Origin of the sequence: Pseudidiomarina sediminum DSM 21906 (assembly GCF_000423165.1) — a bacterium.
Classification (GTDB): domain Bacteria; phylum Pseudomonadota; class Gammaproteobacteria; order Enterobacterales; family Alteromonadaceae; genus Pseudidiomarina; species Pseudidiomarina sediminum.
This window is the reverse complement of the sequence record NZ_KE383983.1, coordinates 637,092-651,259: the sequence shown is the minus strand read 5'-3', so window position 1 is coordinate 651,259 and position 14,168 is coordinate 637,092. Positions and strand designations below refer to the sequence as shown.

The window sequence follows — 14,168 nt, the reverse complement described above, 5'->3', positions numbered from 1 at the left end:
CATTTCAATGAGAAAATCAGAATAGATGATGTAGGCTGTTACTCAGAATCAGGCTCTAAGCGCTCGTCAGCCAACTCAAATTGCAAGCGATGATACTGCCTTGGACTCATCCCCATTTCGGCTTTGAAAACTCTTGAAAACTGACTGAGCCCATTGAATCCACATTCATAAGCCAATTCCGTTAACGATTGTCGATGATGTCCCAGCTTGTTACAAGCGAGTTGTATGCGCAGTGTCCGCAGCTCTCTAGTGAAGGTGGTCCCTCGATCTTGAAATGTGTTAAACACAGTCGATTTTGACACGCCAAAATGCTCGGCCAAATGGGCAATAGAAAATTCACTATTAACACAATTACGTCGCATAAATGATAACTTCTGATTGTAATTGTTGTCCTCAAACTGAGCTGGATTCGGGGAAGAATCAGACACTGCATCAATCAAACAAGCAATCACTAACTCATTCAAGGAACGAAATAAAAACTGTGTTGCTTCAGCTGCGGTACGATACATTGCCTGCGGTAACATCAACAAGTAATTCCGTAACAACATACCGGGTCCACTGGCACAGGAAACGCTCCGTAACGCGGTAGATTTAAGTTCAGGTATTGAAAGCTGTAATCGTTGACGAGGAATGCGAACGAAAACAATCTGGCAATTTCCATACATATCTTTAGAAAAAGGCAATGCGGTATCAATCAGGTAGATAGTGTCAGATTTTAACCAATGAACCTCACCGCCACTCTGAAACGAACCTTGACCATGACGAACGAACGCAAGTAGGTAGTCACGGAAACCGTCTTTGAGATGCTCCTGTGTGCGGCGTAATTGATTGCCAGAATATTGTAGGTGGGTAAATGCCTCTCGAGTTTCTAAATTAACCAGCGTTTGCATCATCCCCTTAAAATCCTCGGGAGCACCAGCATGCACCAAATCACATTGATAGGGTAATTTTGTGCCAAGCTCGTGCCGCCAATTAAGCCACTTTTGCTCTGGCTCCCACTGTTCGGTATCCAAGGTGATCAACTGGAAGTTATTTTTCACCGTTCATTACTCTTTATCATTATCAATTAAATAAATAGCTTGTTAGGTCATAACAAGCTATTTCAACTAGAACATTGCTCGCAAACGTCGCAGTTCGGGATAATCAATAATCCCCTCGTTATAAAGCTCATAACCTAAACGCGTCTGGCACATCGTGGGCCCTTGATAACTGAATAAACTATAGCCAACTTTTGAGCGATAAGCTTCGCACGAAGCATAACGATCCATAATAGTGCAGCCTTTTGCATCCAGTTTATTTCCAACCCCTGAATCTACACCGTTTTGTACAACGGTAGTACTTTTATCTGAATCGGGACACTTATCAGCACTAAAGTAAACACCGTCGTCATCTTCATCCGCCGAAATATAACGTAAACTATGAACATTTATATCAGCGTAAAAATAATTATCATTATCTACAATATTAATACGTCCCCGAAGGTAAGGAGATACATTCTCTACCTCTACCAATGACGGAAATCCAACGGATGTTTCATAAATGCTAATCGGATAATTCCAGTCACGCACTAAGTATAGAAGCGTTCCGTTTTGACTGCCATCCGTGGCATCCGTACGAACCCCCAATGAAAGTCGTTGAGTGCTATTTATTAAGCCTCCAAAGTACAGTCCGTTCCCGCTAGCAGCTTCACTTGAAACGAAATCAGTTGGCACACTCAGACCAGTCGAAGTGCCATCCGCCGTCGAGAACTGGTAGCTCACAAGATTAAAGGCATTGTTAGCATTATAATACCAACCTTCTTGCATAATTGATGCATTATTAAGATTGCTGTGAAATTGAATTTTCACAGATTTTATATCAGGTATCTGTTGATAGTTATGATTGAGAGAGATAACCTCTCCTTGCAGCTCTAATGTTATCTCTTGCCCTTGAGCAACAAAGCTAATCGAATTAACCAAAACAACTATCAAGCTAATATAAAACGCTTTCGGAAATATGACATTCATAGTAAAAACCTTTAAAAAATTTATTATAACTTCTCACGAATCCAACGCCACTCGACGTGGCTTATTTGCCCTTTTCGAAAAAGCCAATAAGCCATTTTTTGTTCGCATGAACTCTCTCCTCGATAATGAAAATCAATGTTTAGAACTCCTCCTTTATTACAGTATTCAAAGTAATCTTTTACCGAGCAGCCATGCACGTCTAAACTATTTTTAACTCCTGTATTGATTCCGTTGAGTACAATTCTCTCGGTCGTTTTTGTTGAAGAACATGAAACTTGATCGAATACGTCACTCATCGTGACATTCGAACTCGAGGCAATCGCCTTAGAGCTAGAAAAGCCAATAACCGATGACAAAAATGCCATTACAAATACATTTAAATACCAATTCATAACCCTTCTCTCCAGAAAATAATTCATAAATATTCTAGAGAAATGAAAGATCTCTTTTTTACTTTAAAAACATAAGTTGATAATCAAATTGAGTCTGTTTTTTTATTTCTAAAAACGGCTAAATAAGCTCCGCAAAATGCGTAATTCAGGATATGTGATCACACGTTCATTATAGAGATGATACCCAACTTGAGTTTGGCAATAGGTTGGGCCTCGATAACTATAAAACGGAGAATTTTGAGCTACTTCACTCTGACATTTTTGATAGTGATCCATAATAGAACACCCCGATTCATCAATATAATTAACGACGCTCGATTTAATGCCATTAAGCTCTACGACGTCACTCAAGATAGAATCAGTACACTGGTCAACGTCATCAATGATACCGTCAGCATCGGTGTCCTTAGGATACGTTAACGTATGAATAAGGTAGGTTGCGTTAAAGGAAATGCCTTGCGAGTGCTCCCCAAATGCGTAGAGTCGTATTGGAGCGTGCTGTGGCGAACGTATTCGATACAGGGGGTAATTGTGCTCCCAGTCAAATACGATCTTGTCGCTTTGAACCACTGGGGTTAATAACAACGTGATAGATTCTATATCGCTATTGCTGGTATATCTCATCGCTAACGACGACATCTCTCGCGTAGCGTGTAAGTAAACATAATTTTCAAGTACTAGCTCATGCCCTTCGGGAGCGTAATGTTGTTGTGCCACAAGCTGATTTTCTTCATCTCTGAACGTAACCGATATTTCGGTTATGGCATCATCTGTTCTACTGGGCAAAGCACCACTGAATAGAGCTGTATCATAGGCGACCGTGACTTCAATCTTCTCTGCAGTAGGCCAGGAGACGCTATCCTCGACATTGCCATAGAGTGTGAATTGTTTGACATTCGCATGTCCCGTGGGGATCCATACAAACACCCCGATCAAAAAACAACTTAATCGATTAAATTTCATCTTAGATTTTCCCTCATCCAATCAAAAGCGATTCACATCGCATTTCGCAACATACGTAGCTCTGTGTAACTAATACGACCGCTATTAAAAAGTGTATAACCAACGTTCGTTTGACATACCGTCGGCCCCCGGTAACTAAACAAGTTCCTTGCCGAGCTATTGGAGGCCTCTTCACAGGCCGCATAATAGTCCATAAGCGAACAACCCAGCTCATCCACACGATTAGGCACACCCGTATTGATTCCAGCGAAATGAACTGTTTCATCAAGTAACGACTCGGAGCACATATCGTTCGGTTCATTGACGCCATCACCATCGCTATCAGCACCAATAGTCTCGATACTGATGACATCAATAGTCAATCTAAGAATGGTTCTTTCACCCTGTTGACGTATCGCAATAACAAGTTCGCTTTCTTTGAAAGTCATGTCATTCTCAAATTCTGTCAACGCAAGCCATTGGTTACCTAATGAATTGCCAAACAAGTCGTTTCCGTCATTGGCGACGAGATTAAGTTGATAACTTAAAACCGAAGCATCTGTCTCTGGCCACCAATAAGTAAAGAATCTTTGCTCAGATGACAATGGTGGCACCCAGTATGCTGCGCGAGAAACTGCAACAGGTTGACTTAGCGTTTGTTTTCCCGCAACTTCTATCTCACTCCCGAAAGCATCAATAAAGGTCAACTCACCAGCAATCACAGGATTTTCAAAAGCATAATTGCTTGCCAAATCTAAACGTCTGGCATTGAGATTATAGATAACGTCGACCTGAACTCTTTTTGCCTGATGAGGAATATAGAGGCTATCTTTCGCATCATCTGGTGAGATTTCAGCTGTAACTCGTAGCTGATAAGTTTCAGATGCGTGTACCGCTCCAATAATAGAAAACAAAAATACAAGGACCACACCCAAAGTACGCATTATAAAACTCCGCATTATTAATATTGCTACAGAATATATGCGCTAATAATCGAGAAGATTTGACAAAAAATTTAAAAGTTGACGGATAATTAGGGTATTTTAACGAAGGTTGGGGGTTACCAATTGAGTACAAAAAGAGAGAATGGCTTATAGCTGCGTGAGGCGGAATTTCTGCGGGGTGACGCCCATTTCTACTTTAAACGCTCGCGAGAACTGGCTCGCACCGTTAAATCCACATTCATAGGCAAGATCAGCCATGGTCGCTGACGCTGTGGCCAAACGATTCGCGGCGTACTCAATACGTAACGCGCGCAACTCATCAGAGAAAGTGGTGCCGTGCTCTTTAAACAACTGATAGAAATACGAACGGGAACGTTGATAGTGCGCCACGAGGTTCGACAAACGAAAGTTTGGGTCAGTGAAATGTTGCCGCATGTGCTTTAACACTTGCACGAAAAACGCATGGTCGGTTGTTGCATAGTTGCGCTCTGGCAGTTGTTCCGACAATTCCATAAGGTTGGCAACCACCAAGTTCGTCAGCGCGCGAAAGAGGAAGTCAATGGTCGACTCGGTCGAGGTATGCACCGCACGTGGCAGCATATACAAATAGTTACGCAGCAACATACCCGGCCCACTTTCCGTCGGGAACGCACGTACGGCTTGCGTCGACAATTGCGGAAAGGCAGGATCAATACGATCTTTAGCAATCCGAATAAACACCACTTGGCAGCCGCCATACATATCTTTGGAAAAGGGCCGCGAGGTGTCGACCAAATAAATACTGTTCGGTTTGAACCAATACACCTCTCCTTCACTTTGAAACGAGCCCTCGCCACTTTTGACAAACATCAAAATGTAGTCGTTATAACCGTCTTGCAAATGCTGCTTCGTACGACGTACCTGATTCCCTGAATAGGTAACGTCAGAATAGGATTCATGGGTAAGCGGATGATGGAAAACTTCGAGATGACCTTCAAAACAAGCCGGATCGCTATTGAGACTTAGCTCGCAGTCGTAGGGCAGCGCTTTCTCAATCGCATATTTCCAGTTCTGCCATTTACTCGCGCCGTCCCACTGGGCTGTATCCAAAGTTAGACTGCTTACTATCTTGTCTTCTGATTCCATACTCGGCCACCAACACACAACTTTTAAACCCAAAAGTAACAACTAAGTATAGAACAGCTTAGGTTGATAATTTGACATTTTGTGTAAAGTTTGACCGAAAAGGCGCTTCAGTCGCCCGAAGCGCCATCTAAGCCCGCTAACTCAGCGCAACGCATTGCGAAGCAGACGCAATTCCATGTAACTGATCAGACCTTCACGATAGAGGTCATAGCCCACTTGAGTTTCACAATAGCTTGCGCCTTGGTAGCCCAACCACCCTGCACCACTGCTTTGCTCAGCGTCACAAGCTGCGTAATGATCCATAATCGAACAACCGGTACTATCGAGCACATTCGCGACACCGCTATTCACCCCATTCAGGGTAACGGTTTCAGATAAGTCGGTGGTCAAACATGCATCCAGCTCGTCAGCAATACCGTCATGGTCAGCATCAGCCAACAACACTTGGTAACTCACTTCACTCATATCAGGGATGAAAAACTGATAGATGTCGCCCTGAGGAGAGCCCGTGACAAACATACCAGCGACGCCACTTTCCGGCGCACTAATAGGATTGAGTTGCACAAAGTTACTGGTGTAATCAGCAATGCGGTCGTCGTCGCTCCCGGCGACAATCATCTGGGCAAAGTGCAGGTTATCGTTCACCTCATACCCAAAACTGAATTGTGCCACATCAAATCCATCGCTAAAGCTAAGCTCATTACCGGCGTTCTCAGCGCCGTCAGTTAGCTCTAATGGGTTTTCCACGCCAAGATCAACCGGCAATCCCTGGGCATCCTCAAACTCAAATCGGATCGACAAAATCGCGTCTTGGTAGATAAGTGCACTATAATCAAGCACTTCAGGTAGCCCATCTTTAGTCGTGAGCACCACATATGCTGTCGCCTTGGTTACGCTTTGGGTCGCTTCAGGGTCATTCAATACCTCAACGTCACCTGCAAGCTTGAGCTCGATAATGTCAGCTTGCGCAGCAAAGCTCGCCAGCCCGATAAGAACACTACAGCCTAAAGTAGATAGTTTCATAAAAGCCTCTGGTTGATTAATAAACACCATCATTATTACCACAAAACCGAACATTACAAACAGAAATGAAGCAAAAGCATTACATTTAACAAACAATACGACAATGACTATTCCAGTTTTCAGAGTGTTGCTACAAAGCGTTCCGAAATTAAGCTACTCTAAAGCCACCCATTCTTGCTGAGCTGATAATTTATGCGATCGTTTCGTTTCTTGTTGGTGCTTGTTCTTTCGCTTACAACTGCCGCCTGTAGTGGTCTGCCCGATCTAGAAGCGCGAGAGCCGAGCTTTGCAGTCCCCGCAGCTGAAACCCTCGATACGCGTCTCGGCCAGCTGATGATCCCGCTACTCAATCAAGCCCCAACCACCGACGCCGGCATTGTCTTACTCGGCGACGCACAAGGCTCTCTTGAAGCTCGCATGATGTTGGTGGAGCAGGCTGACGTAAGCTTAGATATTCAGTACTACATTTGGCGCGACGATGTGTCTGGGCAGCTGGTCTCTGACGGCCTGCTACGCGCCGCTGAGCGTGGGGTACGGGTACGACTGTTGTTAGATGATTTTCATACCCGCAAAATTGAAGGCACGCTTAGTAGTCTTAATGCACACCCCAATATCGAGGTGCGCCTGTTTAACCCTATCACGCCACGCGGATCGATCGCGTTAGGCTTTATCTTCGACTTTAATCGCGCCAACCGTCGTATGCACAACAAGTCATTCACAGCAGACAATCAGGCGACAATTGTCGGTGGCCGTAATATTGGTGATGATTATTTTATTCGCTCCGACGGCGTACTTTTTGCGGATCTTGATGTGCTGGTGATGGGCGAAACCGTCACCGATATTTCGAATGATTTTGATGTGTTTTGGAATAGCAACTCAGCGTACCCATTCGAGCTGATCACTGACCCCAGTCCCCGCTCAGAAAACAAGGCTGTCATCAAAGACTTTACGCTTGGTGATATCTCAACTGAACGTTTCTTTGACCCTACACTTATTACCTGGGCCGAAACTGAGGTGGTCAGCGATGATCCCATCAAAGCGCTCGGCGAGGCACGCTCGGATCAGCTGATCACTCACGCTTTAAAAAATGCGATTGGTGAGCCTGTCGAAGAAGTTCTGCTGGTATCGCCCTACTTCATTCCGCGCTCAGCGGGGGTGAAAGCCCTTGAAGCAGTACTTGAACGCGGGGTAAAAATCAGTGTGCTTACCAATGCCTACGCCACCAATGACGTTGCCATCGTACACTCTGGCTATGCCAAGTGGCGTGAGCGCTTACTTAAGGCCGGCATTCATCTGTACGAATTGCGGCCATCAGCGTTCAATGATGCGCCAATGGAGTATGACTCGATTGACTCAAGCTTTTCTAGCTCTGCCAGTAGCTTACATGCCAAAACCTTTATCATCGATCGCCAACGCGTGTTCGTCGGCTCATTTAACTTTGACCCACGCTCGGTAAACCTCAATACCGAGTTAGGCGTTGTCATCGACAGCCCAGAACTTGCCGCGACCATGTCGGAGGCGTTTCACAATGACATTCGCCAACAAGCCTATGAAGTGAAGCTCAGTGAAACGGGAGAACTATATTGGCTGGAACGCAACGGCGAAGAACTGAAGCGCCACGATACCGAGCCCGGCATGAGCTGGTTCGAGCGCTTCTCAGTGGGCTTCTTCTCGTTCTTACCGATCGACTGGCTACTCTAAACGAGTCATATACAACTCAAAAAGGCCAAATAAGCACAAACATGAGCAATATATGACGCATCATTGCGGCCCAACTCGAGAACTATGTGGCGCCTGGGCAACTGTTATCGGAGCTAAAAAGCCTAGGCCTGCAACTTTTAGGTTTACGCGAACGACTCATCCAACGCGGTGCTCCGCAACGGATTATTGACTTCCCAGCCATAGGCTTTACGGATATCGAGCAAAAACTTAAAAACTGGAATGTGTTATGACACCACGACTTAACCGCCCTCTCAAAAGTAGCCTGCTGAAAAACATACAAAAGCAACGAAAAACAAGTTTAGAGCAGCAACTTAGGCAACGTTTTGCCGATGGTGAAACACAAGCACTAACAGGCTACGAGCTGCGTCAACATGTGTTCCTTGGCGTTGTGCTAAATGAGCTGACTGAGGGACAGGCACTTAGCCGCCTGCGCACTGACCTGTTAAAGTTAAATCAGACCGAGTACGCAAAGCTGGCCGGAATAGGTCGTAAAACCTTGTCGGACATTGAAAATAATCGCGGTAACTTTTCGCTTGGAACGATGCGAAAAGCCTATCGCCCCATTGGCTTTACCCTTGGCATCACCCCTATTTCACTTGAGTTCTTACTTGATGCATTGTAATCAAACGGCACCCGCAGGTGCCGTTCGGTTGACGCCTAAGACTTACATTGCGTTTCGCAGTAGGCGCAGCTCGGTGTAATCAATCAAGCCGTCACGGTAAAGTTGATAACCGACTTGGATCTCACACTGGCTCGGCCCGCTGTAACTGAACCAGCGCGTACCGCTGCTCGACGTGGTAGCTTCACAATTCGCATAGTGGTCCATAATGCTGCAGCCATCTTCATCGACATAGTTCGGTACCCCTGAACTGCCGCTATCGAACATCACATAGTCAGCCAATAATGAATCTGGACACAGGTCTTGCTCATTGGCGACACCGTCCGCATCATCGTCATCCGTCACGTCACTATAACGCAACTCGTTAACAATAATGTTCACCTGCTCATAATCGCTTCCACTATAGAGTCGCAGACGTAAATAATAAGGAACACTCGGCGGTGAAATTTCATAGATCATCGGCCATTCAGTCTCCGGCACAAAGAGGTTCTCACAACCGATTGGGGTTAAATAAAAGTTCACCTGTTCATAGCCTACGTTGGCTGCATCAACTGCATTTAACGTCCAAATGACATCAAATTCATCACAGCTGCCCACGGTGTCGTAGGCAGTGGTTTCGGACTGTTGTGGCATCAATACCGGAGTTGGTAGCGGATAACTGGTGATTTCATTGCCTTGGCCATCAAACATCACCACGTCAGCGGTAACCAGATTGTTCGATGAACGGATGGTATTCACACCAACAGTACTAAACGCAACACTGGTATCAAACACCATACGTACCAGTACTTCACCATCATAAGGCACCAGCGATTCCTCGGGAGGTTGTCCCGAGAAACTTATACCTTGCACGACACCACGTGCCTCCAGCATCACTTTTTGTGCAAACGCCGGTGATGTCACCGATAAACTAAACACTACCGCTACATACGCGACCCATTTCATGTTTGTCTCCTGTTGCCGCCTCGGCCTAGCCGAGCACACGTCGCTTTACAAAACAACGCCTAATTATTAACCAACTAATCGATTATAGATGGATATGACAAAAACGTTTGACGCGAGGTGTTTTATTTGACGCAAAAAAGGCACCCGAGGGTGCCTTTTGGTCACAGTTGGCTCGCGCTAGCCTGAATTTACCAAGCGTTACGTAACATACGTAGTTCGGTGTAAGTGATAAGTCCATCGCGATAAAATTGATACCCAAGCTGCATGGTGCAGTAAGTAGGACCTGAGTAGGCTATGCGCGCAGCCTCTTCAGGCGACACTTCACATGCTGCGTAGTAATCAGCGAGGCTACAACCGGTCTCATCAACATAGTTGGTCACTCCTGTATAGATACCGTTCAGGTAAACCCCTTCGCTTAGATCACTCGCACTACAAAGATCCTTCGAGCTGGGAATACCATCGCCATCGGCGTCAAGAGCAACTTCTTCAACCGTTAGTTTATCCACCACAATGCTAAAGCGTTCAAGCGCATCCGTTACCGGTGAATCAATAAGAAATACCGAGTGGACATAAGAGCCTGGGCCCGAAATCTCATTGAAGAGAACGAAGTCATCGCGATAGTCCGCAACGCGAACACCTTCATAACCAGTGAGGTTAAAGTATGCGAGATGGTTTTCATTGTTATCGCTGTAGGATAGCTCGCTGTAGCTGAAGAAAAAGCCCGAATAAAACTCGCTGAAACGATTATCAGCTTGCTGTCCTATCGGCACCTCAAAACGCGCTGGATAACCAAAGTCGATTGGCTCGCCCAGATCGTTCTCAAAAGAGTAACTCACAGAAAGAATGGTTTCCGCAAAATAAACTCCATCATAACCTACTGTAGGAGTAACTTGCTCTGTCGCCTCCAATTCAACTACTACGGTGGCGCGAGCCGTTTCCGACAACTCAGGTCGACCGTCGGTAGAAAGAATGTTACCCGAAATGGTGACTTCGTAAACCTGTGCCTCAGCCACAAAACTGCTGGCAAGAAGGAATGCCCCGCATCCAAAAGTTACTGCTTTGCTCATGTGTATCTCGTTAAGTTAAACTGCGTTTATCGATAGCCCCAATTATTTAACATTGTAAAGACGACCACAATCATTAAAAAACCTTAGGATTATCCACAAAAAAACGCCTCACCCCACGTTTTGCATGGGAGAGAGGCGCTTTAGAAAACCCTTAAACGTTACAAAGCGTTACGTAACATACGTAGTTCGGTGTAAGTGATGACACCTTCACGGTACAACTGATAGCCCATCATCATTTCGCACTGAGTTGGACCGCTGTAAAAGAGCATGTCAGATTGCGGCACTTGGCACGCTGCATACCGATCCATAATTGAACAGCCGTTAGCGTCAACGCTATTGGTAACGCCAGAGTTGATCCCGTCAAAAACTACTGTCTCACTGACTTCTGTCGCTGCACATTGGTCATCAGCGTCGGTGATACCATCACCATCGGCATCAGCAGACATATAAGCAATAGTGCCGCTATCGAAGATAAGTTGGTAACTTGGGTAGGTAGCAGCGACTTCGCTTAAGGCAAGCATGAAGTTACCCGGTTGCTCAACGCTCGCTTCTGTTAACACGGGAAAGCCGCTGTTATCAGCAAACAGATTAAATCCCTCTCCTTGCACTATTTCAAATACAAAACCATCGTAATTGGTCTCTAGAATGCCCGCAGTAAATGCATTAAAACTGCCGCCAAAACGCGCTTGTACGGTACTCATTTCGCCAGCATCAACGTTTAAGCTGTGCTGCAACGGCCAGTCCCATGCCAAAACGCCGCCAGCATCATCAAAAAAAGTGATATCAATATCGGTCGTCGCATTCGTGAACTCATTGAATCCAGGTGTTAAATAGCCAAGTACTGACGTATCAACGGTTAGGATAATTTCAACTGCACTTGGCAAAGTTGCAGGGGCTTGCTCGTTAAAGCTATAAGTGTCGAGTTGACTGCTGGTGATTTTAATCTGTTGCTCTGCAGGCGCGGCATAAGCAGCAGTGGTCGCGGTTGCTACGGCAGCGACAACTGAAAGTAACATTTTAGAGGGTTTCATTCTCGGCATTCCTTGTGATTTAGCATGATTGCTACAAATGGAACACCAATTATTTAACAATGTAAAGAAAAGGGCAACATTAAAAACGGCACCCGCAGGTGCCGTAAACAATAAAGTAAAACGCTTACAGCGCGTTGCGCAGCATACGTACTTCGGTATAGGTCAAGACGCCCTGACGATATAAGTCGTAGGTGGTCATCATTGCGCAGTAAGTTGGACCGCGGTAGCTGTAATCGTCACCGTCACGATCGATATCACACAAGGCAAATTGATCGGCAACCGAACAACCGTTTGCATCGACAGTGTTAGTAACACCTGAGTTAATGCCATTCAACACGACCGTTTCATCAATGATTGACGCTTCGCAAAGGTCAAGCGCGTCGGTAACGCCATCGCCGTCAGCGTCGGTGATGATGTACTCAATTGATGAAAGGTAAGAACCAACCATATAGCCGCCATCTTGCCCCGTGGTAAGGTAGGTAAGCGTCAACAGGAAAGCTTGTTGAGGAGCTTTTGCTACCTCGGCAACAACAGGATAGCCGTCAAGACTCTCGTAGAGAGAAGCGATATCATCAAAGTTCGATACTTCAACATTGTAGAAAATATCTGGTGATTCATCTGAGTAGTTAAAACCTGCAAAGAAGCCCTCATCAGAAGAACCATACCGATAAAGCGTTGAACTGTAATCCGCACTTGCTAGCGAGTATTCAGCACTTGGAGCTGTAGTGATCGGCTGACCTTCATCATCGAAAAACGTAACCTTGATGTCTGTCAATGAGTTGATGTACTGGGTCGCATCCGCCATCAAAATCGCTTCTGGCGTGGTGTCAAAGGTCAACACAACCTCGACATTACCAAGCCGAGTCGTCGGTTCAACATCGAAATCGTTGAAATCTATCGTATTACTGGTAAGTTTTAACTGCAATGTATCAGCTTCTGCCGCAGCGCCGCCAAACATTGCTGTTGCAAGCAATGCAGCCTGTAGAACTTTTGCTTTAGTCATAATGAATTATCCCCATGTTTTTATATGTCTTTTTGAAAATCACGTGCATTTTCATGTAAAGACAACGTAAACATCAATAGGACTAAATCCTAAAAGCCCTACAGAAACTGCTGGAATTTTAGCAGGATCGGCTACAGGCCAAGTACAGCAAGGCATGCCACCTCCCTGCTAGCGATACAATGCGTTACAAAGCGTTGCGCAGCATGCGCAGTTCGGTGTAGTCGATAAGGCCAGCGCGGTAGAGCTGATAGCCCATTTGGGTTTCACAGTAACTTGGTCCGCTGTAGCCCATTAAGCCACCGCTTTGTGCTTCGGCTTCACACGACGCATAGTGATCACTAATGGCACAACCGTTGGCATCAACATGGTTGGTGACACCCGAGTTCACCCCGTCAAACCATACGGTATCGCCTTCAAGGGTTGCTGGACATTGGTCGTCTGCATCTGCAATACCATCGCCATCCGCATCAACCAGCTGCGCTCCGTAAACCAGGAAGTCGGTACTAAAGTAATACCAAATAAATTGATTGCTTTCCCCGTTTAGCAACGCCGACGCATAATACGAAGGCTGCTCTGGTAAAACTTCTTTAATACGTAAATTTCCATCAACGAAGTGCAAGATCTCGTTTGGACTATTTATGATTAGCCGACTGCTATAATATTGATCGTTTTGCACATATTCAGAGTTCATCCAAGCGCCCGTATAGTCGTCTTCAAACACTTGCTCATCGGCATATACCTGGTCGTCAATATTGGCTTGAAATACCTCCGGATAGCCCAATTCAACAATGTCGCCAGCGTCGTCAAAAAAGGTCGCTTTATAGGAAAGCACCGAGGCGTCATATTGTGAATAATTATCAACTTGCCATGGTGTTAACTCGCGATCGGTCCGTAATTCAATTTCAACTTTGATACGTGCGACACGATCGTGTGCTGGGCTCAGTTCCTGCGAAGCGACGTGAGGGCGCATGCTAGTTACAGGACCTTCCGTCGTGAGAGTAATCGACGGGATCTCGCTAGGGGCTTGGGCAAACACCGAGGTGCTCAATGAAAGTGCTGCAACTGCAACGGAAAGTGGTTTTAACATCACAAAGGTTCCCTGATTGAAAAGATTCGCGGCGAGCATAGCGCTTTCATCGGCGAGAGCGGTATATTTCAAATGTTATAAAACCTAGGAACCTAGCGGGTACTTGATAACTCTTTGACCAATATCATAAAAATGACAAAAAACTCTAAGGCCACGTCACACAGAGCCTGTTGTAAATCAACACCGAACACGAACAAAGATTCCTGCCTGTTTTTCAAACGTTACAAGGCGTTACATAACACTGTGTACCTTTGGAGTTCAT

The 14,168-nt window shown here is 45.5% G+C and carries 15 protein-coding genes; 3 read left to right on the top strand and 12 right to left on the bottom strand.

Annotated elements, in window-relative coordinates; genetic code table 11:
• Window positions 1-38: 38 nt before the first annotated feature.
• The 7 genes from G535_RS0108380 to G535_RS0108355 all read right to left on the bottom strand — a co-directional run bounded on the left by G535_RS0108380 (window position 39) and on the right by G535_RS0108355 (window position 6,432).
• A complete protein-coding gene (locus tag G535_RS0108380; protein WP_026861655.1) occupies window positions 39-1,040 on the bottom strand; it encodes an AraC family transcriptional regulator in 1,002 nt (333 codons plus the stop codon).
• Window positions 1,041-1,106: 66 nt separating this feature from the next.
• On the bottom strand, window positions 1,107-2,006 hold the full coding sequence (locus tag G535_RS0108375; protein ID WP_026861654.1) for a hypothetical protein: 900 nt from the start codon (window positions 2,004-2,006) through the stop codon (window positions 1,107-1,109).
• 23 nt (window positions 2,007-2,029) lie between these two features.
• The gene (locus tag G535_RS14170; protein ID WP_126775148.1) at window positions 2,030-2,398 is read right to left on the bottom strand and encodes a hypothetical protein; all 369 of its coding nucleotides are present in this window, start codon (window positions 2,396-2,398) and stop codon (window positions 2,030-2,032) included.
• 108 nt (window positions 2,399-2,506) lie between these two features.
• Complete coding sequence (locus G535_RS0108370; RefSeq protein WP_026861653.1) at window positions 2,507-3,361, bottom strand: hypothetical protein; 855 nt, start codon at window positions 3,359-3,361, stop codon at window positions 2,507-2,509.
• 32 nt (window positions 3,362-3,393) lie between these two features.
• Entirely contained in the window at window positions 3,394-4,284 is an 891-nt protein-coding gene (locus G535_RS0108365) for a hypothetical protein (RefSeq protein ID WP_026861652.1), read from the bottom strand.
• Window positions 4,285-4,431: 147 nt separating this feature from the next.
• The gene (locus G535_RS0108360) at window positions 4,432-5,373 is read right to left on the bottom strand and encodes an AraC family transcriptional regulator (protein WP_026861651.1); all 942 of its coding nucleotides are present in this window, start codon (window positions 5,371-5,373) and stop codon (window positions 4,432-4,434) included.
• Between the two features lie 177 nt (window positions 5,374-5,550).
• Window positions 5,551-6,432, bottom strand: coding sequence for a hypothetical protein (locus tag G535_RS0108355; protein ID WP_126775149.1), 882 nt, complete (start codon window positions 6,430-6,432; stop codon window positions 5,551-5,553).
• Between the two features lie 192 nt (window positions 6,433-6,624).
• On the opposite strand from G535_RS0108355, the gene G535_RS0108350 reads away from it, so the two are divergent.
• The 3 genes from G535_RS0108350 to G535_RS13280 all read left to right on the top strand — a co-directional run bounded on the left by G535_RS0108350 (window position 6,625) and on the right by G535_RS13280 (window position 8,776).
• On the top strand, window positions 6,625-8,133 hold the full coding sequence (locus tag G535_RS0108350) for a phospholipase D family protein (protein ID WP_026861649.1): 1,509 nt from the start codon (window positions 6,625-6,627) through the stop codon (window positions 8,131-8,133).
• Between the two features lie 86 nt (window positions 8,134-8,219).
• The gene (locus G535_RS14230; RefSeq protein WP_220095205.1) at window positions 8,220-8,384 is read left to right on the top strand and encodes a hypothetical protein; all 165 of its coding nucleotides are present in this window, start codon (window positions 8,220-8,222) and stop codon (window positions 8,382-8,384) included.
• On the top strand, window positions 8,381-8,776 hold the full coding sequence (locus tag G535_RS13280) for a helix-turn-helix transcriptional regulator (RefSeq protein ID WP_051207072.1): 396 nt from the start codon (window positions 8,381-8,383) through the stop codon (window positions 8,774-8,776). Before G535_RS14230 ends, G535_RS13280 begins: the two co-directional genes overlap by 4 nt.
• A 42-nt stretch (window positions 8,777-8,818) precedes the next feature.
• Here G535_RS13280 and G535_RS0108335 read toward each other — a convergent pair whose 3' ends face one another.
• The 5 genes from G535_RS0108335 to G535_RS0108315 all read right to left on the bottom strand — a co-directional run bounded on the left by G535_RS0108335 (window position 8,819) and on the right by G535_RS0108315 (window position 13,906).
• The gene (locus tag G535_RS0108335) at window positions 8,819-9,718 is read right to left on the bottom strand and encodes a hypothetical protein (protein ID WP_026861648.1); all 900 of its coding nucleotides are present in this window, start codon (window positions 9,716-9,718) and stop codon (window positions 8,819-8,821) included.
• Window positions 9,719-9,906: 188 nt separating this feature from the next.
• A complete protein-coding gene (locus tag G535_RS0108330; RefSeq protein WP_026861647.1) occupies window positions 9,907-10,785 on the bottom strand; it encodes a hypothetical protein in 879 nt (292 codons plus the stop codon).
• A 158-nt stretch (window positions 10,786-10,943) separates the two neighbouring features.
• Window positions 10,944-11,816, bottom strand: coding sequence for a hypothetical protein (locus tag G535_RS0108325; protein ID WP_026861646.1), 873 nt, complete (start codon window positions 11,814-11,816; stop codon window positions 10,944-10,946).
• A gap of 124 nt (window positions 11,817-11,940) precedes the next feature.
• Entirely contained in the window at window positions 11,941-12,819 is an 879-nt protein-coding gene (locus G535_RS0108320) for a hypothetical protein (protein ID WP_026861645.1), read from the bottom strand.
• 184 nt (window positions 12,820-13,003) lie between these two features.
• Window positions 13,004-13,906 (bottom strand): hypothetical protein, encoded by a 903-nt coding sequence (locus G535_RS0108315; protein WP_126775150.1) that lies wholly within the window; start codon window positions 13,904-13,906, stop codon window positions 13,004-13,006.
• Between the last annotated feature and the right edge of the window lie 262 nt (window positions 13,907-14,168).